The 26,786-nt window shown below is 59.2% G+C and carries 18 protein-coding genes, 2 rRNA genes and 3 pseudogenes (1 of these 23 only partly in view); 5 read left to right on the forward strand and 18 right to left on the reverse strand.

Translation table 11 applies throughout. The annotated features are described in order from the left end of the window. Positions 1-31 precede the first annotated feature (31 nt). The 4 genes and pseudogenes from AB4N76_RS04760 to AB4N76_RS04775 all read right to left on the reverse strand — a co-directional run bounded on the left by AB4N76_RS04760 (position 32) and on the right by AB4N76_RS04775 (position 5,357). Positions 32-652 (reverse strand): response regulator transcription factor, encoded by a 621-nt coding sequence (locus AB4N76_RS04760; protein ID WP_046032643.1) that lies wholly within the window; start codon positions 650-652, stop codon positions 32-34. Positions 653-804: 152 nt separating this feature from the next. Then, positions 805-1,212 (reverse strand): ANTAR domain-containing protein, encoded by a 408-nt coding sequence (locus AB4N76_RS04765; RefSeq protein WP_046032642.1) that lies wholly within the window; start codon positions 1,210-1,212, stop codon positions 805-807. Positions 1,213-1,478: 266 nt separating this feature from the next. Continuing rightward, positions 1,479-4,177 (reverse strand): annotated as a pseudogene (gene mgtA / locus AB4N76_RS04770) (magnesium-translocating P-type ATPase). A 445-nt stretch (positions 4,178-4,622) separates the two neighbouring features. Then, positions 4,623-5,357 (reverse strand): thioesterase II family protein, encoded by a 735-nt coding sequence (locus AB4N76_RS04775; RefSeq protein WP_109788156.1) that lies wholly within the window; start codon positions 5,355-5,357, stop codon positions 4,623-4,625. A 393-nt stretch (positions 5,358-5,750) separates the two neighbouring features. On the opposite strand from AB4N76_RS04775, the pseudogene AB4N76_RS04780 reads away from it, so the two are divergent. Continuing rightward, a pseudogene (locus AB4N76_RS04780) lies at positions 5,751-6,141 on the forward strand (hypothetical protein). Positions 6,142-6,212: 71 nt separating this feature from the next. Here AB4N76_RS04780 and AB4N76_RS04785 read toward each other — a convergent pair. Beyond that, entirely contained in the window at positions 6,213-7,196 is a 984-nt protein-coding gene (locus AB4N76_RS04785) for a GlxA family transcriptional regulator (RefSeq protein ID WP_460164227.1), read from the reverse strand. A gap of 90 nt (positions 7,197-7,286) precedes the next feature. Here AB4N76_RS04785 and inhA point away from each other — a divergent pair, with 90 nt between their 5' ends. Next, complete coding sequence (gene inhA / locus AB4N76_RS04790; RefSeq protein WP_046032637.1) at positions 7,287-7,964, forward strand: isonitrile hydratase; 678 nt, start codon at positions 7,287-7,289, stop codon at positions 7,962-7,964. Positions 7,965-8,255: 291 nt separating this feature from the next. Here the strand turns inward: inhA and AB4N76_RS04795 are convergent, their stop codons facing one another. Next, positions 8,256-8,744, reverse strand: coding sequence for an SRPBCC family protein (locus tag AB4N76_RS04795; RefSeq protein ID WP_077431689.1), 489 nt, complete (start codon positions 8,742-8,744; stop codon positions 8,256-8,258). A 338-nt stretch (positions 8,745-9,082) separates the two neighbouring features. On the opposite strand from AB4N76_RS04795, the pseudogene AB4N76_RS04800 reads away from it, so the two are divergent. Beyond that, positions 9,083-9,390, forward strand: a pseudogene (locus AB4N76_RS04800) (lysozyme inhibitor LprI family protein). Between the two features lie 105 nt (positions 9,391-9,495). On the opposite strand, the gene peaD reads toward AB4N76_RS04800, so the two are convergent. From peaD to peaA, 4 genes are all read right to left on the reverse strand, one after another. Beyond that, a complete protein-coding gene (gene peaD / locus AB4N76_RS04805) occupies positions 9,496-10,614 on the reverse strand; it encodes a quinohemoprotein amine dehydrogenase subunit beta (RefSeq protein ID WP_046032634.1) in 1,119 nt (372 codons plus the stop codon). Between the two features lie 24 nt (positions 10,615-10,638). Continuing rightward, positions 10,639-10,962 carry a quinohemoprotein amine dehydrogenase subunit gamma gene (gene qhpC / locus AB4N76_RS04810; protein WP_046032633.1) on the reverse strand — a complete coding sequence of 108 codons (324 nt, stop codon included), beginning with the start codon at positions 10,960-10,962 and terminating at the stop codon, positions 10,639-10,641. A gap of 1 nt (position 10,963) precedes the next feature. Further along, positions 10,964-12,394: a quinohemoprotein amine dehydrogenase maturation protein gene (gene peaB, locus AB4N76_RS04815; RefSeq protein WP_046032632.1), complete on the reverse strand. Its 1,431-nt coding sequence runs from the start codon at positions 12,392-12,394 to the stop codon at positions 10,964-10,966. A gap of 80 nt (positions 12,395-12,474) precedes the next feature. After that, positions 12,475-14,055 carry a quinohemoprotein amine dehydrogenase subunit alpha gene (peaA, locus tag AB4N76_RS04820; protein WP_046032631.1) on the reverse strand — a complete coding sequence of 527 codons (1,581 nt, stop codon included), beginning with the start codon at positions 14,053-14,055 and terminating at the stop codon, positions 12,475-12,477. Positions 14,056-14,397: 342 nt separating this feature from the next. On the opposite strand from peaA, the gene AB4N76_RS04825 reads away from it, so the two are divergent. Next, positions 14,398-14,754, forward strand: coding sequence for a hypothetical protein (locus tag AB4N76_RS04825; RefSeq protein WP_046032630.1), 357 nt, complete (start codon positions 14,398-14,400; stop codon positions 14,752-14,754). A gap of 48 nt (positions 14,755-14,802) precedes the next feature. Here the strand turns inward: AB4N76_RS04825 and AB4N76_RS04830 are convergent, their stop codons facing one another. Next, positions 14,803-15,057 (reverse strand): DUF1652 domain-containing protein, encoded by a 255-nt coding sequence (locus AB4N76_RS04830; RefSeq protein ID WP_046032629.1) that lies wholly within the window; start codon positions 15,055-15,057, stop codon positions 14,803-14,805. 276 nt (positions 15,058-15,333) lie between these two features. Here AB4N76_RS04830 and AB4N76_RS04835 point away from each other — a divergent pair, with 276 nt between their 5' ends. Further along, a complete protein-coding gene (locus AB4N76_RS04835; protein WP_460164228.1) occupies positions 15,334-16,824 on the forward strand; it encodes an aldehyde dehydrogenase family protein in 1,491 nt (496 codons plus the stop codon). Between the two features lie 123 nt (positions 16,825-16,947). On the opposite strand, the gene qhpG is transcribed toward AB4N76_RS04835, so the two are convergent. The 7 genes from qhpG to AB4N76_RS04870 all read right to left on the reverse strand — a co-directional run. After that, positions 16,948-18,237 carry a flavin-dependent monooxygenase QhpG gene (gene qhpG, locus AB4N76_RS04840; protein ID WP_046032627.1) on the reverse strand — a complete coding sequence of 430 codons (1,290 nt, stop codon included), beginning with the start codon at positions 18,235-18,237 and terminating at the stop codon, positions 16,948-16,950. Then, the gene (qhpE, locus tag AB4N76_RS04845) at positions 18,234-18,911 is read right to left on the reverse strand and encodes a subtilisin-like serine protease QhpE (protein WP_046032626.1); all 678 of its coding nucleotides are present in this window, start codon (positions 18,909-18,911) and stop codon (positions 18,234-18,236) included. Before qhpE ends, qhpG begins: the two co-directional genes overlap by 4 nt. Beyond that, a complete protein-coding gene (locus AB4N76_RS04850; protein ID WP_046032625.1) occupies positions 18,901-20,619 on the reverse strand; it encodes an ABC transporter ATP-binding protein in 1,719 nt (572 codons plus the stop codon). The genes qhpE and AB4N76_RS04850 overlap by 11 nt, the downstream gene beginning before the upstream one ends. Further along, positions 20,619-22,523 carry a sigma-54-dependent Fis family transcriptional regulator gene (locus tag AB4N76_RS04855; RefSeq protein ID WP_046032624.1) on the reverse strand — a complete coding sequence of 635 codons (1,905 nt, stop codon included), beginning with the start codon at positions 22,521-22,523 and terminating at the stop codon, positions 20,619-20,621. Before AB4N76_RS04855 ends, AB4N76_RS04850 begins: the two co-directional genes overlap by 1 nt. A 121-nt stretch (positions 22,524-22,644) precedes the next feature. Continuing rightward, positions 22,645-24,537 carry a penicillin-binding protein 2 gene (mrdA, locus tag AB4N76_RS04860; RefSeq protein ID WP_046032623.1) on the reverse strand — a complete coding sequence of 631 codons (1,893 nt, stop codon included), beginning with the start codon at positions 24,535-24,537 and terminating at the stop codon, positions 22,645-22,647. A gap of 212 nt (positions 24,538-24,749) precedes the next feature. Continuing rightward, positions 24,750-24,865: ribosomal RNA gene (rrf, locus tag AB4N76_RS04865) — 5S ribosomal RNA — on the reverse strand. A 151-nt stretch (positions 24,866-25,016) separates the two neighbouring features. Then, positions 25,017-26,786 (reverse strand): 23S ribosomal RNA (locus AB4N76_RS04870) (it continues 1,122 nt past the right edge of the window).

A 26,786-nucleotide genomic window follows, 5' to 3' on the forward strand; every position in this document is an offset into this window, starting at 1 on the left:
CGCATAACAGGACACGCACGTTCTGGCACCCTCAGATCAATTGGTTGCGCTTGGCGAAATCACGTAGATGCACGGCCGCGTTTACGCCGAGTTTTTCGATCAACCGGATCTTGTAGGTGCTGACCGTCTTATGGCTCAAGTGCATCGCCGTGGCGATCTCCTTGTTTGGAGTTCCCCGGGCGAGGTACTGGAGGATGGTCAACTCGCGGTTGGAGAGATGATCGATCAATTGTTTTTCGCTGCGCTGCAGCGTGTTCATTGATCCGCTGGGCAGCTGCGTGAAATAGGTATATCCGGCCTTCAAGGCGTGTACGGCCTTGTGCAGTTGACTTAGCTCGTTGGTCTTGGCGACATAGGCCAAGGCGCCGGTACGCATGCAGCGCTCTTGAAAAAACAACGGTTCAAGCGACGTGAATACCAGCACCACACACGACAGGTTGCCGACCCGGATTCGCTCCAGCACATCCAGCCCGTTACCGCCGGGCATCACCAGATCCAGAATCACCAGATCAATGCTGTGCTCACGCAGTATCGACCACGCCTCGCCCGCGTTGGAGGCTTCTTGTATCTGTTTGAAACCTTCCTGCTCAAGTACCAGTTTGACTGCGGCGCGAACCACCGGATGATCGTCCACAATCAGCACTGACTTCATGGAAACTCCCTGTGCAAAAATCGACGATGACGCCACGAATGCCCGCTACAAAAGGCCGAATACACGCAGCAGGTGCGAGAAAACTCTTGCATGGCGGGCAGATGAAAACTACCTGTCATAAATGACAGTTCCGACGAATGGTCACCCCCCGATCAACCGGCCTTTTGCTGACCGGCAGGCACCAACGAGTCGAGGGAGGACATCAATTGCTGGATGCACATCAGGTCGGGATACCCTGCGTGGCTCACATGAATCGTCTGTCGCCCGCGGGCAGGCATCGGCGCTGATGGCTCGCGTGGCACATTGAAGATCAGGGTATGACGAACCTGCGGGTTGTCGAGAAACAGACCTGGCAGGTCCAAGGCTCCCTGCGTAAGTGAAGCATTGATGACCACCAGATCGAATGGCAAACAGCCGTACTCGACCAGGCTCAGCAGTTCTTCAAGGTGTTGAACCGGTGCCACCCCGTAGTAACCGAGCTGATTGAACAGGCGTTCGATTTTCATTCGGTTAAAGTGTTGTTCGTCGGCGATCAGGATACGTAAAGCTTTGTTCTTCATGATAAAGCCTGCGTAGGCTGATGTATTCGTGAGGCGCAAAGACTACGGAAGACCCATAACGGTTGATGTAGGACTTTTCCTAAATGTCACGTCATTCAATCTGATGTAAACGTGAGCTCAATGCTCAGTCACGGGATCATCGCGTCGTTGCAGCCAGCATATGAAATCCTCACCGCTCATCGGCCGCGCATACCGGTCTGCCCTGCCCTGGCGTGCACCCCAGCGCCAGCAATTGCTGACGCTGGGCAACACAACGACAGGTACTACTACCAGCCAAACCGCCGAATGTAGAACCCCTTCACAGCCTGTGTCAGCGCCATGTACGCCAACAGGATGACCGGCAGAAACACAAAGTACATCGAAGGCAGCGCCTGCAATTTGAAGTAATGCGCCAACGGCCCCATCGGCAGAAAAATGCCCACGGCCATGATGATCCCGGTCATCACCATCAATGGCATCGCTGCACGGCTTTGCAGGAACGGGATTTTCGGGGTACGGATCATGTGCACGATCAGCGTCTGGGTCAGCAGCCCGACCACGAACCAGCCGGACTGGAACAAGGTCTGGTGATCCGGGGTATTGGCGTCGAACACGTACCACATCAGCGCAAACGTGCTGATGTCGAAGATCGAGCTGATCGGCCCGAAGAACAACATGAAGCGCCCGACGTCCGCCGGTTGCCAGCGCTGGGGCTGCTTGAGCATTTCTTCATCGACGTTATCGAACGGGATGACAATCTGCGAAATGTCGTAGAGCAGATTTTGCACCAACAGGTGCATCGGCAGCATCGGCAGGAACGGGATGAACGCGCTGGCCACCAGCACCGAGAACACGTTGCCGAAGTTCGAACTGGCAGTCATCTTGATGTACTTGAGCATGTTGGCGAAGGTGCGGCGCCCTTCCAGCACGCCCTCCTCCAGCACCATCAGGCTTTTCTCCAGCAAGATAATGTCGGCGGCTTCCTTGGCGATGTCGACGGCGCTGTCCACCGAAATACCAATGTCGGCGGTACGCAGCGCCGGGGCGTCGTTGATGCCATCGCCCATGAAGCCGACCACATGGCCGTTCCCTTTGAGCAACCGGACAATACGCTCCTTGTGCGACGGCGTGAGTTTGGCGAAGACGTTGGTGGTCTCGACCGCCACGGACAATTGAGCGTCGCTCATGCGCTCAATGTCGTTGCCCATCAGCAGGCCTTGCTGCTCAAGACCGACTTCGCGACAGATTTTCGCGGTCACCAGCTCGTTGTCGCCGGTCAGCACTTTCACGGCCACGCCGTGAGCCGCCAGCGCTTTTAGAGCCGGTGCGGTGCTTTCCTTGGGAGGGTCGAGGAATGCCACGTAACCGATCAGCGTCAGCGCCTGTTCATCGGCCAGGCTGTAAGTGTCACGCCCTTCGATCATGGGACGCGCGGCCACGGCCACGACCCGCAGCCCTTCGGCGTTGAAGGCAGCAGTCACCTGACGGATCCGCGCCAGCAGTTCATCACTCAGCGCTTCATCGACAACGCCGTGACGCACGCGCGTACACACCGCCAGCACTTCTTCTACCGCGCCCTTGCAGATCAGCAGATGCGCATGCTCGCGCTCGGCGACCACCACTGACATACGCCGGCGGGTGAAGTCGAACGGGATCTCGTCGATCTTGCGAAACGCCGTGCCGACCTTGAGCTCACGGTGGATTTCCACGTGTTCCAGCACGGCCACGTCCAGCAGATTTTTCAGACCGGTCTGGTAATAGCTGTTGAGGTAGGCCATTTCCAGCACGTCGTCGGAGTCGTTGCCCCAGACATCGACATTGCGCGCGAGGAAGATTTTGTCCTGGGTCAGGGTGCCAGTCTTGTCGGTGCACAGCACGTCCATGGCGCCGAAGTTCTGGATCGCATCCAGGCGTTTGACGATGACTTTTTTACGTGACAGGAATACCGCGCCCTTGGCCAGGGTCGAGGTGACGATCATTGGCAGCATTTCCGGGGTCAGGCCCACGGCAATCGACAGCGCGAACAGCAATGCTTCGGACCAGTCGCCTTTGGTGAAACCGTTGATGAACAGCACCAGCGGCGCCATCACGAACATGAAGCGGATCAGCAACCAACTGACTTTGTTGACCCCGGTCTGGAACGACGTCGGTGCGCGATCGGTGGCACCGACCCGTTGGGCCAAGGCACCGAAATAAGTGTTGTTGCCGGTGGCGAGAATCACCGCCATCGCCGTGCCGGACACTACGTTGGTGCCCATGAACAGGATGTTGTCGAGGTCCAGCGGATTGTAAGTGTCGCTGTCTTGCTGGCGGGAAACTTCTCCACCGGCATCGATTCACCGGTCATCGCGGCCTGACTGACGAACAGGTCTTTGGCACTCAGAACCCGGCAATCGGCCGGGATCATGTCGCCGGCCGACAACACGATCAGGTCGCCCGGTACCAATTGTTTGATCGGCAACTCGGTGCGCAGTGCATCGCGACGCAGTACCGTCGCGGTGTTACTGACCATCGCTTTCAGCGCATCGGCGGCCTGGTTGGACTTGGCTTCCTGCCAGAACCGCAGCAAGGTCGAGAGCACCACCATGGAGAAAATCACAATGGCGGCTTTCATGTCTTCGGTCAGCCAGGAGATGACCGCGAGCAGCGTCAGCAACAGGTTGAACGGGTTTTTATAGCAGTGCCACAGGTGGGTCCACCAGGGCAGCGGCTGCTCATGCTCAACCTCGTTGAGGCCGAAACGCTCGCGCTGGGTGTCGGCTTCGAGTTCGCTCAAGCCATCGGTGTGCGTACCCAATTTTTCCAGCAGTTGACCGGTGTCGCTGTTGGCCGCGCTTACCAGGGTTTGCGCCAGCGCCGGCGGCACTTCACGGCTGACCGTGGTGTCGGTCAAGGATTCAAGCAATGCCAGGCGACGGAAGTGCCGGGCGATGTGGCGGGTGCGCAGGAATCCGGCGAAGAATTCCTTTAGCAGGGTCAGGTTCATGGCGTTGCCCCAGGGTCAGCCGGGAAACCTTCGAGCAGGCGTGTCGAGTCGCGGCGATGACGACAGGGCAGTCGCCATCACACGATAGTGTGTCGATGAGAGGACATCGGGAGCCGGGCCAGGACTGGCTCGACCGGGAGGCCGCTACTCGCTGTACGGCGAGACAACGGCACAAAAAAAGCTGCGCGTTAGCTTGCCGAGAAGGTGCCGGTTACTGAAACCGGCCGACTACTGTCACTCGAACACGTACCCACTGTGGGTCTCCGCTATTGATGAAAACGCGCGAAGCTTACGCCCCGATTTTTTCAGAGTAAACGAAGGAACGGCGTGAGACGGGGGAATCGCAGGGTTCTTCAGGAAGGGTTCAGCATTGAGGTTGGGGCGTGTTCTTCAGGGCTTATTCGTCGGAGCGCCGCCGGAGCAAGCGCCCGATTTTTTTGCAGGCTCAGGCGCTGGCGGCCAGGGCATGTCGGCGATGGTGAACATCGAGATGGTCCTTGATCACGCGCAACACCTTGGCCTCTTGCTCATGAATAAAGAAGTGACCACCCGCCAGCATGTCCACGGAGAAACTGCCGTGGGTTTCCTTGCTCCAGCCGATCAACTGTTCAGTGGTGGCGCGGTCGGCCTTGCCACCCAGCACGTGCACCGGGCATTTAAGCAAGGGGCGCTGCTGCGGCTCGAAGCGTCCACACAACAAAAAGTCGGCGCGCAAGACCGGCAGCGTCAGGCTCATCAGCTCTTCGTTGGCCGACACCTCTTCGCGGGAGCCATTGAACGTGCGTAGTTGCTCGATCAACTCGGTATCGGTTTTCGCTTCGGCAAAACCGCGATCATAGTCAGCACGCATTGTCGGCGCGGCCGTGCCTGAAGCGAACAGCGCCACGGGCTCCGGACAGCCCAGCGAGCGCAACGCATGGGCCATTTCACAAGCCAGCAATGCCCCAAGGCTATGGCCGAACAGTGCATAAGGGGCTTTGAGCGTGGCTTTTTGTTCGTGTGCGAGTTGCAGCGCCAGCCGCCGCATGTCGGTGTGCAACGGCTCGCCAAACCGCGCGCCGCGGCCGGGCAGCTCCACCGGTTGCAGCGCCAGCCACTGCGGCAGTTTGCGCCGCCAGCGGCTGAAAACCATGGCGCTGGCGCCCGAATAGGGCAAGCACAGCAATGTCAGCTGGGTCACCGGGCTTTCCTCAAAAAATTAGTCTGTATAGAAGAACGGATGAAGCACACCTGGAATTAGGCGTACCGATAACCCTGTGGGAGATCCTTTGCTGCAGGGGCCCCTGCAACCGACAAAACCCGTAGGAAATTTCCCGTTTTACGCCGCCAATTGTAGGAATGAGACCTACCTACAAGGAACTTAAACATCCCCCAAAGGCATAACACCCTAATGCTGGCGGGCGCTGTGGTCTTGTAGCCGACAAAACCCAAACAATGAGCCCCGTCCTCCTCCGGCACAGCACATTCCTACACTCGGAAATACCTTGTTGCCAGTCGTTACATCGCCCCCTAACATCCAGCGTCAACGGGTACAGCGGAGCTGTCCAACAAAACCCGAATTCAAGGAACCAGAATGAACCAGCGCATCCACCGCAGCATCGACGCCCCCCCTCCGGTCCGGCCTGAACCGCGATGAATTGTGGGAAGGTCCGGACAAGGGCCTGATCAAATGCTGGGAAATCGGCCGTCAACGCGCCACCCGCTTCCCTGAACTCGCCCGACGCAGCCTAGCCGGTGAACTGCCGGTGCTCGGCTGGAAGGGTGGCGTCAGTCGTAGCCTGAAAAAACTCGAAAAATACGGATCTCTCAAATACCTCGCCCAATGGCAAGGGTTGCGCGGGGAGGATCTGGATGTTGATTTGGGCGAAGAGCGGGCGTTGGCCTGCTCCAGGACCGGAATGGTGGTGACGTTTACACCGGATCGGTCGAAGTACTTTAATCAGATGGCGGAAGTGGACGCTTAGGGAGAGGCATACGGTCGACTTGCATCACGAGCTTCGTCCACTACTTGGCGGCCAATCGCCCCAACCTGACATCAGAGCATGACCGGCTCGGCTTGGGGACTGACGCTGAAACGCTCGCGATAAGCCTGCGGTGTCACCCCCATCGCTCGCAGAAAACTACGGCGCAGCGTCTCTTCGCTGCCAAACCCGCACTGCACCGCCACCCGCTTGATCGGCACGCCGGTGTCGCTGAGCAACCGTCGCGCCGTTTCGACCCGAATCAACTCAATGGCGCGTGCCGGGGTTTGGCCGGTGTCGGCGCGGTAGTGGCGCACGAAGCTGCGTTCGCTCATGCCCGCCTGCAACGCCAGGGTCGGGATGCCGAGGTCTTGGGTGAGGTTTTCACTGATCCAGGCGTGAAGCTCGTCGAAACGGTCACCGTGCTTCTGCAAAGACAAGGTCACGCTGAACTGTGACTGGCCGCCCGGACGCTTGAGGAACACCACCAGTTGCTGGGCGACTTCCAACGCGGTGTTGCGGCCCAGGTCCTCTTCGACCATGGCCAGCGCCAGGTCGATGCCAGCCGTGACGCCCGCCGAGGTCCAGACCGGGCCGTCATTGATGAAAATCGGATTGGGTTCGACTTGAAGGCGCGGATGTTTTTGCGCCAACTGCTCGCAACGCGTCCAGTGCGTGACCACTCGACGACCATCGAGCCAGCCGCTGGCCGCCAACAAAAAGGCCCCGGTACACACCGACGAGACGCGCCGACAACCCGACGCATGCTCACGCACCCAGGCCACCAGCGACGCGTCTTCCGCCGCCGCATAAACACCCCTGCCACCGGCAATGATCAACGTGTCACTGCCGTTTTCGGGTAACGGTTCAGCCAACAACGCCAACCCCGACGACGACATCACCGCCCCGCCGCCGCTGACAATCACCGAGGGTGCATACGGCGGTGGCAGCCCTTTCTGACGGCAGATGTCGTTGGCCGAGGCAAACACTTGCAACGGCCCGGTGACGTCGAGCAGTTGCACATTGGCAAACGCGAGCACGTGAATGGATTTCGGCATGGTTGGCGTAATTCGTGGGGTAATTGGCGGATACGCCAAATCCTACGAGCCTACAGTGAAGACGTCCACCCACTTCAGGAGAAATAAGCCATGACGTTGCAGATCGGTTTTCTGTTGTTTCCCCAGGTTCAGCAACTCGACCTGACCGGCCCTTACGATGTGTTGGCCTCATTGTCGGACGTGAAGGTGCATTTGATCTGGAAGGACCTGGTGCCGGTGACCGCGAGCACCGGCCTGATGCTCAAACCGACCACGACGTTCGACGATTGCCCGGCGCTGGACGTGATTTGCGTTCCCGGCGGCAGCGGCGTCGGGCCGTTGATGGAGGATGAGCAAACCCTGTCTTTCCTCAAGGCTCAAGCCGTCAACGCGCGGTATGTCACGTCGGTCTGCACCGGGGCGCTGGTGCTCGGCGCAGCGGGTTTACTCCAGGGCAAACGGGCGACCACGCACTGGGCCTATCACGAATTGCTCAAGCCGCTGGGCGCGATCCCGGTCAAGGACCGGGTGGTGCGCGACGGCAATCTGCTGACCGGTGGCGGGATCACCGCGGGGATCGATTTTGCCCTGACCCTGGCGGCAGAGTTGTTCGACAAGGACACGGCGCAACTGCTGCAGTTGCAGCTTGAATATGCCCCGGCACCGCCGTTCCAGTCGGGCAGCCCTGACACCGCGCCGCAGAGTGTTCTGGCTGAAGCGCATCGCCGTGCCGCCGCCTCGATTGAGCAACGGGCACTGATCACCCAACGGGCAGCGGCCAGGCTCTAAGCACTGCCAGACTTTTCGACAGGCAAAAAAAAACCCGCCGAAGCGGGTTTTCCCCAAGACCATTATCGACTCCCTGTCGGTAGCCAATCCTTGCTGATGGTCGATCATCCGTGATCCTGAAGCGCTTCCTGTGCTTCAGTTGATGGAGCTAGATTACGCGTCGGATCCAATCTGCAATAGTCGACATAGCTACCACCGCGTGTAAGACATTCGCTATAGCCACCCTTCCGAAAACCCCTAGACGCCTCAGGCATCTCGCCGGAGAGCTTCGGTACAGAGACTTCCAGCCAATCAGCCACCCTCACGCTCATGGGCCTTGGCGTTTTCGATCAGATACTGTTCGATGTTGTTCATCTGCTCTTCCCAACCGCGGCTGTCCATACGGAAAGCCTTTTCACGACGAGCTTGGGGGACGTGATCGAAACCGGACTCGGACACTTTGAGCCACGTGCCGTCGTCCCCGTCTTCAAGCTCGAATTTCACCAGTGTGGTCGGCTCCTGGGAGTAGTCGACGTCCGGGTTGACGGCATAAGGGTGCCAGCGAAACGAAAACAGCCGCTCCGGCTCAACGCTCTCCACCAGGACATTCCACCGCAAGTGTTCATAACCGGGATAGGTTATCTGCCCCTGAGTCCACTCACCGGCGATGAAACGCTTGCCTTCCAGTGCCACGCCAAACCACTGCCCGAATGCCTCTGCGTTGGCCAGCACGCGCCAGACGTGCGAACGCTTGACCTTGAGCAGGACTTTCCTTTCGATGCGATCAGATGCTGCGTTCATAAGTCACCTCCTGTATTGAACAGTAGGTCAGTAAGACCACAAGACCAACCCTAAAATGTATCAATCGCTTGCCGCGATCAACCTTGCCCGCAATATTCGGCCGCATTTGCATGCATAAGTTCTGACAGACGGACGAGACTGTTGGCTGGCGGGGCCTCACAGGTGGCAGGTCTTCTGTCGGCGCAAGGCAAAAACGATTCGCTACACTGCACCTCAATCTCCTCTGTCACAGCGAGTTTTCCTCCATGTACTCACGCGTTCTCCTGGCACTGACACCCGTGCTGTTTACCTCGATGGCCTTCGCTCTGGACTGCGACAATGCCGCCGACCAGGCCACGATGAACCAGTGCGCGGCGCAGCAGCATGCGGCGGCTGACAAGGAGTTGAATGCGCTGTATCAGCAAATCACCACGCGACTCAAAGTGAGCCCGAGCGCAAGAAGTCGCTAGTGGGTGCGCAGCGTGCGTGGATTGCGTTTCGGGATGCCGAATGCAATTTTTCGGCGTCCGGGGTGGAAGGCGGGAGTGTTTATCCACTGATCTACAGCAATTGCGTGACTGAATTGACCAAGGCGCGAGCCGAGACCTTCAAGACTTACTTGAAGTGTCAGGAGGGGGATTTGGGCTGCCCGGTGCCGGGACAGTAAGGTTTCCAGCGTTCTCAAGGGCCTCATCGCGAGCAGGCTCGCTCCTACATTGGATGTGCGTAGGAGCGAGCCTGCTCGCGATGGCGTCTGATCAGGCAAAAATGATTACCGGACAAACACCTGTGCCGTGGTAATCGCCATGTCCCCGCCCGGCATCTTGATGCTGCCGATCTGCTTCAGGCTGTCGGCATCAAAAATCGCCACGTCGTTAAACGTCCCGGCCAGGTAGATCTTGCTGCCGTCCTTGTTGAAGGAAATGCAGTAGTAGGAATGATCCAGCGTCGCCGCCTGCAGCATTTTCTTTTCCTTGATGTCGTACTTGGCCAAGCGGTTCAGCACGCCGAACATCAGGTTCGGATCCTTCGGCGAGCGCATGCCGCTGAAGTAGATTTCCGTCAAAGGACCGAAGTCAGTGGTTTCGGTCTTGCCGGTTTTCAGGTCGATGCTGAACAGTCCGTAAAGGTACTCGGCAGTGGCCGGGTCCTGCTTCTTGTCCTTGAATTTCGCGGCGGTGTAGAGCAGCGAGAAGTCATGACGATAGGTCTGCTGGTTCCACACGTAGAGCACGTCCGGCGCGCTGTAGTTCTCGCGTTTCCAGTGACGGCTGGGGATCAGCACGTCGAACTTGCCGGTTTTCACATTGACCTTGTAAACGTCCGCCCCCGCCACATACAGCGTGCCGTCATCGCCACTCTGCATGATGGTCAGTTGCCGTGGTGCCGGGAAACTGCGCACCGGTTTGGCGTCCATCCCGGCATCGGTGGCATACACATCGAGCCGCGGTTGCTGCACTTCGTAGCGGTCGTTGAGCATCAGTGTCGGGTTGGCGACGGTGTACAGTTCCTTGCCGTCGTGGCTAAGGGTGAAGGCGAACATCGAGCGCGCTTTCTCCCCCGTTTTTTGCGTGATGCTGGCGTGGAACACCTGCTTGCAGTTGTCCAGTTCGACGCCGTAGACATCCGCATAGTGATTGTTCAACACGTAGGCGGTCTTGCGGTCCGGTGACAATTGCACGGTGCCGGGGCCAAAGGCGTCAGGCATCTTGCAGGTCTTGAGCAAGGTGTCGGTGGCCAGGTCGATCACGTTCAGGTTGTTCGGGTAATTGGTGGTCAACATGTACTCGTGACCGTCTTGCAATGCAGTGTTTTCATCGGCCAGAACAGTGAACGAACACGTGCTCAGGGCGGCGAATGCGGCCAGGCCGCAGGCTTTGATGCTGTGCATGCTGGAATCCTTCTTCTTATCTGATCACTTGTCTTTCGGGAAGACAGTGCCGAGGTTGCGCCAGTTTTCGTTGGACGCCTGGGCATCCTTGTTCCAGTCCGGGTAGGTACTCATCATGTCGGGCACCTGGGCCGGCCACCAGCACGGGTCGGAGCAGCCATACAGGTCGGCTTCCATCGGTTGGCAGAGCGACGACACACCACCAAACGCGTCGATTTCCCAGCCCGGGTCGGTGGTCGAGGCGCAGCCCGCCACGGAACTCATCGCGACCACTTCTTCGATGCGGTTTTCGGCCGCGGCCTGATCCATTTTCAGCGCTTTGTTATTGATTGCCTTGAGATGTTTCATATCAGTGAGCCTTGCGCGGAGTGATGTAGCTGCTGATGAACGCAGGGTTATTGGCCATGATCCGGGTGTAGACCTCGATACCGAAGTCGACCCAGTCACGCATCAGTTCGCAGTAGTGATAGGTCGGATGGGTCGGGTCGCCATACCGGGCGTAGCTCTCGTGATAGCAGCCGCCGGAACACAGGTTGCGGATCTGGCAGTCTTCGCAACCGGTGTTGGTGCGGTCCAGGCGCTGGGACAAGAAGTCGTTCAACTCGACTTGCTTCACACCGCTGTGGACGTTGCCGAACGTCGGCAGGCTGGAACCGGTAAAGCGATGGCACAGGTTCAGCTCGCCCTTGTGATCCACCGCCAGCATCTTCAGGCCCGCGCCGCACGGCAGGGCTTTTTTGTGGCCTTCGTGGATATCGGTGATCAACTGGTGCAGGTTGGAGAAACCGATGTTGCGGTGCTCCAGCGCGGCTTCCAGGTAACGACGACCGAGTTTTTTCATGTTGGCGAACACTTCGATCAGCTCGTCGCTGGTCAGGTTGAACGTGCTGATATCGCCGGAGGTCACGGGAGCGAAACCGACTTCGGCAAACCCTAGCTCGTTGAACAGGTGGTCCCAGATGGTTTCGACATCGGTGACGCCGGTGGTCAACGTCACACGGGCACCGACCGGGCGGCTGTTGTAGCGCGACAGCAGCATCTCGGCCTTGCGCCGCACCACGTCGTACGTGCCCTGCCCGCCCACGGTGATGCGGTTGCGGTCGTGCACGGTCTTCGGCCCGTCGATACTCACCGAGAGCCCGAAGCGGTGGGCATTCAGGTAGTCGACGGTTTCTTCGGTGAGCAGCGTGGCGTTGGTGGTCATCACGAATTCGACGAACTTGCCGGCCTCGCGAAAACGTTTCTCACAGTAGTCGACCATGTACTCGATCAGCTTGCGATTGCTCAGCGGTTCGCCACCGAAGAACACCACGGTGAAACGCTCTTCGTCGGGGGATTCGCGCAGCAGCATTTCTACCGAGGCAATCGCCGTTTCCACGTCCATTTTCTTTCCGGCCGAAGGCTTGTCGAGGTCTTCCTTGTAGCAGTAGGTGCAGCTCAAATTGCAGCCGGTGTTGACGTTCAGCACCACGGTATTGATCGCCGTGCGTTCGACCCGTTTGGTGCCGATGTCCGGGGTCAGCGGCGAACCGTCGCTGACCAGTTCCAGCGAGATCAATTCACGCAGCGTCTCGGTGATTTCTTCGCCGTTGAAGCGCGCGGCCAGACGCTGGATCAGGTCATCGGACGAACAGCCCGGACCGCGCAAGGTATCGATGATGGTGCCCGTCAACTCATCGCTGGCGAACAGCGAACTGCTGGGGATGTGAAACAGCATGCGGTCGGCATCGACGTGCACTTCGTGCAGGTTCCGTTCGACCAGATTCAAAATAGCGCCCATTGCAACCTCCTGTGCAAACCCCGTTCGACGGGGCCTGCGGTCATTCCGAAAGTGTCTGAAGCCTTGGGTTTCAGGGCAAATCACGGAATGGGTGGATTGTTCCAGCGTTGCACGGTGACGATCATGTGGCCTTCGCCGGTCAGGGATTTCCCTGCGTCGTCGACGGCGGCGATCACCTTGAGGTTGCCAGCATTGTTGGTGGACATTTTGCGTTGCGGGTTCGGCCCGGCATCGCCCGGCGTGAACACGCCGCTGTCAGCCTGCATGGTGCCGGCGAACTTGACGTCTTCGTCTTCCTTGGCGCGATCATCGAAGGCTTCGACTTTCCATTGCGCCGGGAATACACCGATGCGATAAGGCTTGCCGTCGGCGCCTTTGCCCCATGCCTCGGCGTCGAAACGCCCCTGGACTTTCGGCGTCGAACCACCACCCTCGCCGATCCGCGAGACCGAAAACTCCGGCACGACTTTGACTTCGGCGATGGAGTTGTAGACCGACAGGCTCGGGCCTTTCAACGTGCCCACCGTCACCGTGCGCAGGCCCGGTTGGGCATTGGCGGCGGCCTTGAGTTTGACCTTGATCCGGTCCGGGCTCTGTTCGACGACTTCGAGCACTTCCACACCTTTGCCGAAGTTCGGTTTGCCGGTGAGACCACTGCCGATCAGGGTCACTTCGGTTTCGCTGCCGGCTTTCACGTAACCCGGTTGCACCGCCAACAAACGACTGGAGCCTTGCTTGGCGGCGACGAAGTCCAGGCCACGCTCGTCATGCTCGGCCTCGAACATGCGGCCTTGCATGGCATTGCCTTGGGCGGCGAATACCTGGCGCAGGGTCACGCCATCGATGGTCACGTTGCCGCGCCATTCATAGCCGGTGTAGAGAATCGCGCTGCCGTCGCCGTTGAACGGGCTGCCGTCGGCGTATTGGCCTTTGATGCTGACCTTGAAGGTGTCGCTGCCATCGGCGCTGACGGTCATCACGCCGGCCAGTTCGCCCTTGCCTGGCAAGTGACCGCTGAAGCTCCAGTCCCCCACCAGTGCATCGGATTTGGGCGCGACGCTTTGCCATTTTTTCCAGGCCGGGTTATCCAGCGGATAACGCTTGGCCAGCAACGGCACCATGTCTTTGCGGGCGATGTCGAACCAGTCACGGTCGCGGGCCAGGGCCTGGTATTCCAGCGACGGCCACTGGCCGAGGTGGAAGTTCACCAGACGCTCCCATTCCTGGGCCGGACGGCGTTGCAGTGCAACCCGTGCACCGGAGTGGCAGCGGCCACACATCTGGCTGGTCTGGTCGTCGAATTTTTCGACGGTATTGAGCCGGCGCTCAAGGGCATAACGCACACCGTCGGTTTCGCTCGGCGCCAGGCCCTGGGTGTCGGCCAGGTACTTGACCAGCGTGCGGCGGTCCTCATCGCTGATCTGCAAACCATGCATGGTCTGCATTCGGGCGATGCTCATCAGCCAGCCTTCCGGGGTCTTGCGCTGGTGGCTGATACGACTGAGGGCGTTACCGGCTTCGGGCGTGTGACAGCCCTGACAGGTTTCCTTGAGGATGGTCTGGGCGTCTCGGGCTGCCTGGCTGTCCGGCGCATGCAGCGCCACACAAGCGGCTACGGCCAGCAGGCTGGCGCTCAGGCCTGATCGGAGTTTTCTCTTCATCAACGTCGAACCTCGCACGGTGCTTTCTTATTTTTGTGGCTTATCGTTTTTATGGTTTCTAGCGTCAGCGGCGAACCACCGACGCAGGCAAGAGAAACGTCTGCGATGAGCAATACACGGAGCGTGCCAGCTTGCCGATATCCTTTCCTATCAATCAGTTGCGTTAAAAAGATGGCGTTCGAAGCGCTGTCGACCAGATCACCTGCGTCTAATATCGCGACAGTTGTTGCAATCTGCGACAAGCATAGATGCCCGCACGGAACAGCTCATCGCTCGACGATTGACGGCATCGGGATCAAGGGGCGAAATGGTTGTTCACCGATTGCCGACAGGGGATCAAAAATGGCAAACATCACTGTCTTGGCGGGGGACTTCCTGCAGGGTGATGGAGAGTACAGGGACGGCGTTTTTACCCTCAGGACGCCGCTTCACCCGTGGCCCGGTCTCAGTCTTCCGCTCTCATCGTTCAAGCGTGTGGAAGTGGCTAACGAGGAGTCGATCAACAACTTCAAGGACGCCATCGGGTTCGGCGTGGCCGGCGCCATGCTGCTGGGCCCAATCGGCGCGATTGCGGGGTTCATGCTGGCAGGCAAGGAAACCGAAGTGACCTTCCTGGCCACGCTCAAGGATGACAAAAAGCTACTCGCTGCCGTTGATAGCGACACGTTCGAGGAAATTTACCGAAAAGTACCGTCATGAGTGTGTCAACGCGAGCCGCACCACGCGCGGTGGTGCGGCTTAGCCGGTTCAGCCTGGAAACGTCGGAGGGAGGAGGCCTTTGTGTGCGCTGATCTCTTGCTGCATCTGCGTCACCAACGCCGTGATCGCATGGGCAGTGTCCAGTTCCCAGACTGCAACGTGGCTCACCAGGTCCACTTTGCCGGTGGTGCAATCGCAGACCCGAATCGTCATCGACTGATCCGGCGCCATACTGCAGGTGCATACCGAAGGCAGAAAACTCTGCTCAATGATGCTTTGAATCTCCAGGGTTGAAAGGTTCATCAGTACCTCCCTTGCGCGAGATGTGTGGCCGGGAGAGTGCTCCATCACTTCACCCACCGAGCCAGAAAATTCTATTCCTCAACACGAGGGGTCTCAAGGGCGCAACCGGGTTGCTCGTCGTCTCAGCCGTTGTCGCAATTTGCGAAAAAAATCACCGGCGTTACCAACCCTTTTCACCTGGCGAACCCCGGCCAATCAACGGTTCGCCTGACCTTGCGGCGACTTGGCACAGCCATTGCGAAAGCCCTGTTCTCACGAATAATAAGAGGCCTCGCCATGTCGCTCCCTAATTTGCTTCCCGCCACTTCCGCGTTTATCCAGCGCGCCCCGCGCATGCTGATCGGCGGTGACTGGGTCGAGGCCGCCGATGGCCAGACCATGCCCCTGCACAACCCCGCCACCGGCGAAGTGTTGTGTGTGGTGCCACGGGCCACGCCCGAGGATGTCGACCGCGCCGTGCTCGCGGCCCGCCAGGCTTTTGATGATTCGACCTGGACCAGCACCCGCCCACGCGAGCGGCAGAACCTGTTGTGGAAACTCGCCGACCTGATGGAGCGCGACGCCGAACTGCTGGCGCAGCTGGAATGCCTCAACAACGGTAAAAGCGCGGTGGTGGCGCAAGTGATGGACGTGCAACTGGCCATCGATTTCCTGCGCTACATGGCCGGCTGGGCGACCAAGATTGAAGGCTCCAGTGTCGAAGTGTCGCTGCCGTTGATGCCCAACGATCAGTTCCACAGTTTCATCCGTCGCGAAGCGGTGGGTGTGGTCGGCGCCATCGTCGCCTGGAACTTCCCGCTGCTGCTGGCTTGCTGGAAGCTCGGCCCGGCCCTGGCCACTGGCTGCACCGTGGTGCTCAAACCCGCCGATGAAACCCCGCTGACCGCGCTGAAACTTGCCGAACTGGTGCTGGAAGCCGGTTACCCCGAAGGCGTGTTCAACGTGGTCACTGGCACCGGTATTACCGCCGGCTCAGCCCTGACGCACAACCCGTTGGTGGACAAGCTGACCTTCACGGGCTCCACTGCCGTGGGCAAGGAGATCGGCAAGATCGCCATGGATTCGATGACCCGCGTAACCCTGGAGCTGGGCGGCAAATCACCGACCATTGTCATGGCCGACGCCGACCTGAAAACCGCCGCGGCCGGTGCCGCCAGTGCAATTTTCTTCAATCAGGGACAGGTGTGCTGCGCCGGTTCGCGGCTGTATGTGCAGCGCAAACATTTCGACAATGTGGTGGCGGACATCAGCGATATCGCCAATGCCATGAAGCTCGGCAACGGGCTGGACCCCAGTGTTGAAATGGGGCCATTGATCTCCCGGCGCCAACAGGAACGGGTTTACGGGTATATCGAAAAGGGCCGGGAAAGTGGTGCGACCATCGCCTGCGGTGGTGAGCAGTTCGGACCGGGATTTTTCGTCAAGCCGACCGTGATTGTCGACGTCGATCAAAAACACTCGCTGGTGCAGGAAGAGATTTTTGGCCCGGTACTGGTAGCGATTCCGTTCGATGACGAGGCCGATGCGTTGCGCATGGCCAATGACAGCCCTTATGGGCTTGGAGCGAGCATCTGGTCGAATGACCTGGCGGCGGTGCACCGGATGATTCCGCGGATCAAGTCGGGTTCGGTGTGGGTCAACTGCCACAGCGCACTGGACCCGGCCCTGCCGTTTGGCGGGTACAAAATGTCGGGGGTCGGGCGTGAAATGGGGTATGCGGCGATTGAGCATTACACCGAGTTGAAGTCGGTGTTGATCAAGCTGTGATTGTCTGCGTTGGTTAGGCCGCCTTCGCGAGCAAGCCCGCTCCCACATTTAATTTGTGCTCGACACAGAATCAATGTGGGAGCGGGCTTGCTCGCGAAGGGGCCAGACCGGCCACTACAAATCTCAAGGTTTGAAACCCTGAGCCAACAACCACCCCCGAACCACCCGCCCCTGCTCCACCGTCAACCCCGCCAATACCCGTTCCGCCGGCTCGGTGCGCAACCGCCGCACAAGCGGCGCCAATTCAACCCCCTGCACATGCCAGATGCCCAACGGTTGATCCGTCGTGATCACCACCTCGGCCTCATCGACAAATCCGTCCTTGAGCACCGGTGCTCGCTCGATCCTCAATGCTGAAAAATCAGCCTCGGCATGGGCGACTTCAGCATCCGGCCAACGCCGCCGCGCTTGCCAGAATGGCTGATCCAGCCAACGCAGTTCATCGGCGTAAAAATCCCGACCGATTCGTGCAAAGCGCAAAAACAACTGCTCGACCCGCTGCTGATGAAAGCGCTGGGCCAACGCCGCTCGTTCGGGTTTGCGCAACAACGTGTTGATTACTGCCGGCGCCTGAAGCGCCGAAGACAGTGATTGAAAAATCCCGTTGCCCGACAGCGGGTCCACCGCCATGGCGGCATCGCCAACCCGAATCCAGTGATCGCCGCACACCTGCGGGCATAGAATCGCGGTGCTGCTGCGGGCATGCAATTGCAGATCGACTTCGGCCTGGTCAGCGAAAAACGCCTGAGCCAACGCCGAACCCTGGCGCCGCTGACGACAATAGTCGAGCAACTGCGCCTTGCCCGGCAGGTCGGCGCTCGCCACGTCCACCGTCCATTGCCAGTAACACTGGCCGTCAGCCCGCCGCGCCATCCAGGCCCAGCCGTCTTCAAGGCTTTCCACGGCGCTGGCGGTGGTGCCCGGAGGGCCTTGCCAGCGATTGAGCAAGCTGACCGTCTCGGGCCCGCGCAGGCCTTTGCCGAGCGCCGGGGCCTGGCGACCGCGGGCTTCCACTAAAAAGTCTGCGAGCAGCGTTTCGCGCCCATCAATGTCGATCCGATGGCCCGTCGCGTCGGTCTCAACGGTCAACACTCGACCTTCGATCAGCTCGACGCCAGCCAGGCGCAGGTCCTCGCGCAGGCCTCGGTCGAAGCATGGGCGATCGAGTAAAAACTCAATGTTCTGCGCGTGCTGCTGGCCGTTCCACGACACCTGCCGCTGGGAAGGCAACGCCGCGTCCGCCAGCGCCTGATGCACACCCGCACCGCGCAAGGCCTCCAGCACACGGACCGAAACGCCTTCCAGCGCCGCAAATCGGCGCCACTCGCTGACCAGCGTGACGGGATAGCCGAGTCGGCGCAAACCCAGGGCGACTGCGGCCCCCGCCGGTCCTGCGCCGAGAATCACAATCATGGGCCAACGCGCCGTTCAGGACCGCGATAACGAGCGTTTTCGCGCAGCCACTCGATGACCTGCTCGTTGCTCGCCTCAGGGTGTGCCACCAGGAAACCGGCAATGTGTCCACTCAACGCTGCGCAGCCAAGACTGGCGCCGGACTGCCCCGGATAAGTCCCATGCACACACGCGGCGAAATCCGCTTGAGCGCTGTTGAGCCATGACCACTCCTGCTCAGCGCATCGCGCGTCGCCGGTGACGCGCAACACCTGTGGATAATTCGCCGGGAACACACCTTCACCTTGCGCCGGGCTGGAGGCGCAGAGCAAAACGCCCTGGCTCACCGCCGCCGCGCAGGCTTCGCGCAACAGGCTGCGGTCCTGACGCAAACCGAGGCTCAAATTGATCAACCGGACGTCCTGTGCCACCAGCCAGTCGATGGCGCTGGCAATCTGCAAGGCGCTGGTGACGCCGCGCTGGTCAAACACCTGCCCCACGCAAAATACCGCTGAGGGTGCCCGACGTCCGATGGCTTCGATGACTGCGCTACCGTGACCCAATGGATCATCACGCAAGTCGCTTTCGGCCAGCCCATCCTCCAACAACGAAAATCGTCGCCCGGCCACGACCTCCACCCGTTGCGCCGCCGAATGCCCGCTGTCGACCACCCCGATGCGTAGTTCAGGCTTCATGCAGCACCGTTTTCGAAGTGAGTACGCCGTCGAGCAATTCAAAGCGCAGGTCGGCATCGGCCAGGGTTGAGGGACGATGGCTGATCAAGATGCGTGTGCGCCCGGCAAACAGTCGGTCGATGGCCTCGATGACCTCGCGCTCGGTGGCTTCATCCACCGCCGAAGTGGCCTCGTCCAGCACCAGAATCAACGGATCCTGCAGCAGTGCACGGGCAATGGCGATGCGCTGTTTCTGGCCGCCGGACAACTGCTGGCCACGCTCGCCCAACGGACTGTCGAGCCCCTCGGGCAACGACTCGATCAGGCTGTCGAGTTGTGCCAGGCGCGCGACGTCGGCAATGGCCTCGCGACTGGCGTCCGGCACCGCGTAAGCGAGGTTATCGGCGAGGCTGCCGCGAAACAGCACGATGTCCTGGCTGACAACGGCAATCCGCTGCCGCAACTGGAACAGGTCCAGCTCCCGAAGATCAACCTCCCCCAGCAACACCCGACCGGACTGCGGATCGTGATGACGCTGCAGCAGATCGATAAGGGTAGATTTGCCGACCCCGGAGCCGCCGCTGAGGGCGACTTTCAAGCCGTAGGGAATTCGCGCTTCGATACCCCGCAAAGTCGTCGGGCGGCCGGGATGGCTGAAGTGCACATCGTCGAATCGCAGGTCGCCGCAGATCGGCATCGGTTGCGGTTGGACCGGCGTCAAAACTGTGGGCTCTTCACCGCGCAGCTCCATCACGCGTCCGAGACTGACGGTCATCCGTTGAATGGCGACGTAGAGGCCGAGCAGGCTCTGGACCGGTCCGACGGCCATGCCCAGGTAGGTCGAAAACGCAATCAAGGCACCCAATTGCCAAGTGCCCTGCACCACCCAGTAACCGCCGATCAAAAACGCACAGGCGCGGGACAATGAGGTCAATGTGCCCGGTACGGCCTGGGTGAAAAACTCGGTGACTTGCAGGCGCAGCAATTGGCTCATGTAGCCTTGGCCCAGCGTCTGCAGACGCCGCGATTCACGTTGTTGCTGGCCGGCGGACTGGATGAATTTCATCACCGGCAAGGTCTCGACCATGAACGAGGACATGTCCGCCGAGCGCTCGCGTAATTGCCGTACGTCGCGCTCGACTTTGCGCCGCATCCAGCGCAGCCAGAGCACGTCGAGGGGAATCAGCACCAGGGCCAGCAACGACAGCTTCCATGACAGGGTCAACAACATCGCCACCGCGCAGACCAGACCGATCACGCTCGACACGGCCGAGAATAATGAATCCACGGCAAAACGCTGGATCTCCGCGACGTCGCCATCCAGGCGCGACATCAAGTCTCCGATACGCCGTTGACCGTAGAAGCTCGGTGAGAGTGTCTGCAAATGCCGGTAGAGATCATCGCGCAAAGCAAAAAGAATCCGCCCGGACAACCGCGTGTGCAGGTAGCGATTGATGCCCGACAGTGCCGTGCCGAGCAGCCCGGCAACGATCATCAACCCGGCAATCAACACCAGCATCGGGAAATTGCGGGCTAGCAGGCCATCGTCGATCAGCAGCTTGGTCAGCCACGGTTGCACCAACACCAGCAGCGAGGCGCACACCGATAAACCGAGCAGCCCGACAATGGCCAAACGATGCGGACGCACGAAGCTGTAGAGCCAGCGCAATGCCGCTTGCAAGGCTTCGGGGTGCTGGCTGTCGATCAGCCGGACGATCAGGCGCTGCATCACGAACGCAACTGTTTGAGCTTGCGATACAACGTCGCGCGGCTGATGCCCAACGCGTCGGCGGCCGCCGAGACATTGCCCTGGTGAGTGTCCAGGGACTGCCGAATCAGCTCCAGTTCGTTCTCGCGGATGCTGCCAGCCTGTGGTCGTTCGCTCGCGCTCAACTCGTCGAGCATGCTGTCGGGCAAGTGATCGAGCGTGAGGACGGTCTCTCCCGGTTCGCGCATGGCCAGCGCGGTGCGTAATACCATCTCCAGTTGGCGGATGTTGCCGGGCCAGTGATAACCGCCGAGCAAGCGGCTCAAATCGTCATGCAGCACGACGGCCGGCGCATCGAGCTTGGCCAGCAATCGCCCGACCAGACCACTGAAGTCCTCACGTTCGCGCAGGGCCGGAAGCATCACGCTGATGCCGTTGACCCGGTAGAACAGGTCCTCTCGGAAGTGCTTTTCATCCACCAGGCGCTTGAGGTCACGATGGGTGGCGCAAATCAGCGCGACGTCGATGTCCTGCTCTTCGCCAGCACCCAATGGCGCGACTTTGCGGTCTTGCAGCACCCGCAGCAAACGCGCTTGCAGGGCCAGCGGCATGTCGCCGATTTCATCGAGAAACAAGGTGCCGCCATGGGCCTGTTGCAAGCGACCGACCATGCCACCACGACGGGAACCGGTGAACGCGCCCTCGCGGTAACCGAACAGTTCCGACTCGATCAGGCCTTCGGGAATGGCGGCGCAATTCACCGCCACAAAGGGTTTGTCGCAGCGAGCACCGGCCAGGTGCAAAGCGCGGGCGATGACTTCTTTGCCGGTGCCAGTTTCACCGAGCAGCAACACCGGCAATTCATTGGCCAGGCCTTGACGAGCCATGCGCAACGCTCGGGCATATCGCACGTTACTGCCGGCCAGGGACTCCAGGTCCGGTTGCGGTTTGGCGGTTTTGACGGTGCTGCGTGGAGGGCTGCTGACGCTGATCGAGCGTTGCGGTGCACGCAGGGTTTTGTAGAAGAATTCGCCTTTGGCAGTTTGCAGGCTGCCGACACCGCCCTGGTGCAGGCGAGCCAGCAATTGCAGGCCATCGACGCCCAAAAACTCTTCGCAACGTCGGCCCACCAACGCCGAGCGTTCGGCGTGAAGCAACTGACAGGCCTGGGCACTGACCGCAAGGATCTGGCCCCCAAGGCTCACTGCCAGCAGGCCTTGCCATGGAGATTCGAGGTATTGGCGACGGCTGTGGAACGCCAGGACGATTTCGTCCGGGTAGCTGGCGTTGAAGACGCGGCTTTCAATCTGGCTGACCGCCATGGCTAACAACGCGGTGCTGTCATGGACGCGGCCTAGCGGGCCTTCACGGGTCAGGTCGAGCACGCCGAGGATGTCGCCCTGAGGGCAATAAATCGGCACCGAGGTACAGGAGAAATCAGTCAGGCGATCGAGATAATGCTCGCCGCAATCGATCATCGTTGGCCGGGCTTCGACCAGGGCGGTGCCTAGCGCGTTGGTGCCGCGAGCGGCTTCGCTCCAGCAGGCACCCAAGGTGATGTCTTGCAGGCCGCTGCCTTTGAGGCGATCGGCGCGCCCTTCGACGGCGAGGATGGTGGCATCGGAGTTGGCGAGGATAACCAGGCCTTCCTTGCCCTGACGTTCGGCCAGGTAATCGATGGCTGGCAATGCTGCGTCGATCAGCAGTCGGTTGCTCGCCAGCAACACGTCGAGGCTCGCGCTCGATTCCAGCGCCAATTCGTGTTTGCCATTGAAATGCACACCGTGGCTGAGACTGCGTCGCCACGAGGCGTCGATTTCTGCGCGCAACACGCCGTCGGGAACTTCGCCCTCGAGATGGAGTTTTTCCCGGGCCAGGCGAGCTTCACGGTGCAGTTTGGGTGGTGTTGTTTTTATTAGCGTCATCAAGCGCTCCGAGTCGGTCCGCCCTGCGCTATTTTTAAAATCAGCGCCCTGCCGCAATCTTTACGTTAACGTCAGGGCGATGGCAAGTGCCTTACAGCACCTGTGGTTTCAGAACGACCACTTAAACGTGTGGATCACCCGGGGCTTTGCTCGGCGCGGCGTATTGCGGCTTGAGGTGACCTTCCTGATCGAGCAGCCAGGCGTCCATGATCTGTCGCACCACGGGACCTGCGACGCGACCACCCGCCTCGCCGTTTTCAATCATCACCGAGATGACAATCTTCGGGTGCTCAGCCGGGGCAAATCCGACGAACAAGGCGTTGTCGCGGTTACGTTCCAGGGTTTTCGCCCGGTTGTAGCGCTCGCCCTGCTTGATCGCAACGACTTGCGCAGTACCGCTCTTGCCAGCAATGCGGTATTGCGCCCCGAGCGCTGCCGCCCGGGCAATCCCGCGAGCGTCATGCATCACCATCTGCATGCCGTGGTTGACCTGTTCCCAGTCACGTGGATCCTTAAGCAGGATGTTGGGCATCGGATGCTCATCTACTGGCGCAACACCGTCCACTGACTTGGCCAGATGCGGACGATTCCAGACACCCTTGTTGGCAATCAGCGCAGTGGCCTGGGCCAGCTGCAGCGGTGTGACCTGCATGTAGCCCTGACCAATACCGAGGATTACCGTCTCGCCAGGAAACCAGGCCTGTCGGCGCGTAGCCCGTTTCCAGGCCTGGGACGGCATCAAGCCGGCAGACTCTTCGAACATGTCCATCGAGACCTTCTCTCCGAGGCCGAACATCGCCATGTAGTCGTGGAGCCGATCGATGCCCAGCTTGTGCGCCAGGTCGTAGAAGTAGGTGTCGTTGGAGCGCATGATCGCGGCGTCCATGTCGACCCAACCGTCGCCGCTGTGGTTCCAGTTACGGTATTTGTGATCGAAATCCGGGAGCTGGTAGTAACCCGGATCGAAGACACGGGTCTGGGGCGTGACGACGCCCGCATCGAGGCCGGCAATGGCCACTTCCGGCTTGATGGTCGAACCCGGCGCGTAGAGACCGCGCAGCACGCGGTTAAACAGTGGGCGGTCGATGGAGTCGTGCAACGCCGCGTATTCTTTGAAACTGATCCCGGTAACGAACAGGTTCGGGTCGAAGCTTGGCTTGCTGACCATTGCCAGCACTTCACCGGTGGAGGGGTCAAGCGCAACGACTGAACCTCGACGATCACCCAGGGCTTCTTCGGCGGCTTCCTGGAGTTTAACGTCCAGGCTCAGGACAATGTTTTTACCGGGGATAGGGTCGGTGTGCTTGAGTACACGCAGAACGCGGCCCTGGGCATTGGTTTCGACTTCTTCGTAACCGACGTGGCCATGCAACTCGGACTCGTAGAATTTTTCGATGCCGGTTTTACCGATCGATTGAGTGCCACGGTACTCCACGTTATCCAGGGCTTTGGATTCTTTCTCGTTGATGCGACCGACGTAGCCGATCGAATGCGCGAAGTGCGCGCCCATCGGGTAATGGCGAACGAATTGAGGCTCGACATCGATTCCCGGCAGGCGGAACTCATTGACCGCCAGTATCGCGATCTGCTCTTCGCTCAGTTCATAGAACAGGGTGACCGGCACGAACGGATGACGGGCCTGCTTCATCGCCTTGTCGAAGAGTGTTCGATCTTCTGTCGGCAGATGCAGGAGGTCTACCACCTCATCCAGTTCTTCTTTCACGTCGGAAGCGCGTTCACGGGTGATCGTCAGGTTGAAGCTTGGCCGGTTGTCTGCCAGCACCACGCCGTTGCGGTCGTAGATCAGTCCACGGGTGGGAGTAATTGGCAGGACGTGGACGCGGTTGTTTTCGGAGATGGTTGAGTGATAGTCGAATTCGACCACCTGCAGGACATACATGCGCACCACCAGCGCGCAGGTAATGGCGGCGACGAACAAGCCGCAAGCCATCAGCCTTTTCTTAACCAGGCGCGTTTCTTTTTCGTGGTCTTTGATCGGAATCGGTTCGGGCATTTCTGCGGCAACTCTTTGACTAAAAAAGGGTGCCGATCCGTAGGCGTGAAATCAGTCCGTTAAAAAACGAGCTGCACCATACCAAAAACTGCCCGGTCACTTGAGTGCGATTTCCTCGAACGGTTGTTCTTGAGCGTCAAAAGGACAATACCGACTTTCTGCAGACAAAACAAAACCCCAACTGCTTTCGCAATTGGGGTTTCGGAATTTAATCTTGACGATGACCTACTCTCACATGGGGAAACCCCACACTACCATCGGCGATGCATCGTTTCACTGCTGAGTTCGGGATGGGATCAGGTGGTTCCAATGCTCTATGGTCGTCAAGAAATTCGGGTACCGAATCGTGGCCAGTCGGCCGCGCTTCAGCAAATTGGGTATGCGATAGTTTGGTGTTTTGTGAGTATCTCGAACTTTCGGTTCGTTTCGTCTTCACACACCGCAATCTGGCCTTTCGACGCAAATTGCTTGGGTGTTATATGGTCAAGCCTCACGGGCAATTAGTATTGGTTAGCTCAACGCCTCACAGCGCTTACACACCCAACCTATCAACGTCGTAGTCTTCGACGGCCCTTCAGGGGACTCAAGGTCCCAGTGAGATCTCATCTTGAGGCTAGTTTCCCGCTTAGATGCTTTCAGCGGTTATCTATTCCGAACATAGCTACCCGGCAATGCCACTGGCGTGACAACCGGAACACCAGAGGTTCGTCCACTCCGGTCCTCTCGTACTAGGAGCAGCCCCTCTCAAATCTCAAACGTCCACGGCAGATAGGGACCGAACTGTCTCACGACGTTCTAAACCCAGCTCGCGTACCACTTTAAATGGCGAACAGCCATACCCTTGGGACCGGCTTCAGCCCCAGGATGTGATGAGCCGACATCGAGGTGCCAAACACCGCCGTCGATATGAACTCTTGGGCGGTATCAGCCTGTTATCCCCGGAGTACCTTTTATCCGTTGAGCGATGGCCCTTCCATACAGAACCACCGGATCACTAAGACCTACTTTCGTACCTGCTCGACGTGTCTGTCTCGCAGTCAAGCGCGCTTTTGCCTTTATACTCTACGACCGATTTCCGACCGGTCTGAGCGCACCTTCGTACTCCTCCGTTACTCTTTAGGAGGAGACCGCCCCAGTCAAACTACCCACCATACACTGTCCTCGATCCGGATAACGGACCTGAGTTAGAACCTCAAAGTTGCCAGGGTGGTATTTCAAGGTTGGCTCCACGCGAACTGGCGTCCACGCTTCAAAGCCTCCCACCTATCCTACACAAGCAAATTCAAAGTCCAGTGCAAAGCTATAGTAAAGGTTCACGGGGTCTTTCCGTCTAGCCGCGGATACACTGCATCTTCACAGCGATTTCAATTTCACTGAGTCTCGGGTGGAGACAGCGCCGCCATCGTTACGCCATTCGTGCAGGTCGGAACTTACCCGACAAGGAATTTCGCTACCTTAGGACCGTTATAGTTACGGCCGCCGTTTACCGGGGCTTCGATCAAGAGCTTCGCGTTAGCTAACCCCATCAATTAACCTTCCGGCACCGGGCAGGCGTCACACCCTATACGTCCACTTTCGTGTTTGCAGAGTGCTGTGTTTTTAATAAACAGTCGCAGCGGCCTGGTATCTTCGACCGGCATGGGCTTACGCAGTAAATGCTTCACCCTCACCGGCGCACCTTCTCCCGAAGTTACGGTGCCATTTTGCCTAGTTCCTTCACCCGAGTTCTCTCAAGCGCCTTGGTATTCTCTACCCAACCACCTGTGTCGGTTTGGGGTACGGTTCCTGGTTACCTGAAGCTTAGAAGCTTTTCTTGGAAGCATGGCATCAACCACTTCGTGTACTAAAAGTACACTCGTCATCAGCTCTCGGCCTTAGAATCCCGGATTTACCTAAGATTCCAGCCTACCACCTTAAACTTGGACAACCAACGCCAAGCTGGCCTAGCCTTCTCCGTCCCTCCATCGCAATAACCAGAAGTACAGGAATATTAACCTGTTTTCCATCGACTACGCTTTTCAGCCTCGCCTTAGGGACCGACTAACCCTGCGTCGATTAACGTTGCGCAGGAAACCTTGGTCTTTCGGCGTGGGTGTTTTTCACACCCATTGTCGTTACTCATGTCAGCATTCGCACTTCTGATACCTCCAGCAAGCTTCTCAACTCACCTTCACAGGCTTACAGAACGCTCCTCTACCGCATCACCTAAGTGATACCCGTAGCTTCGGTGTATGGTTTGAGCCCCGTTA

The organism is Pseudomonas sp. S2_F03, from assembly GCF_054668335.1.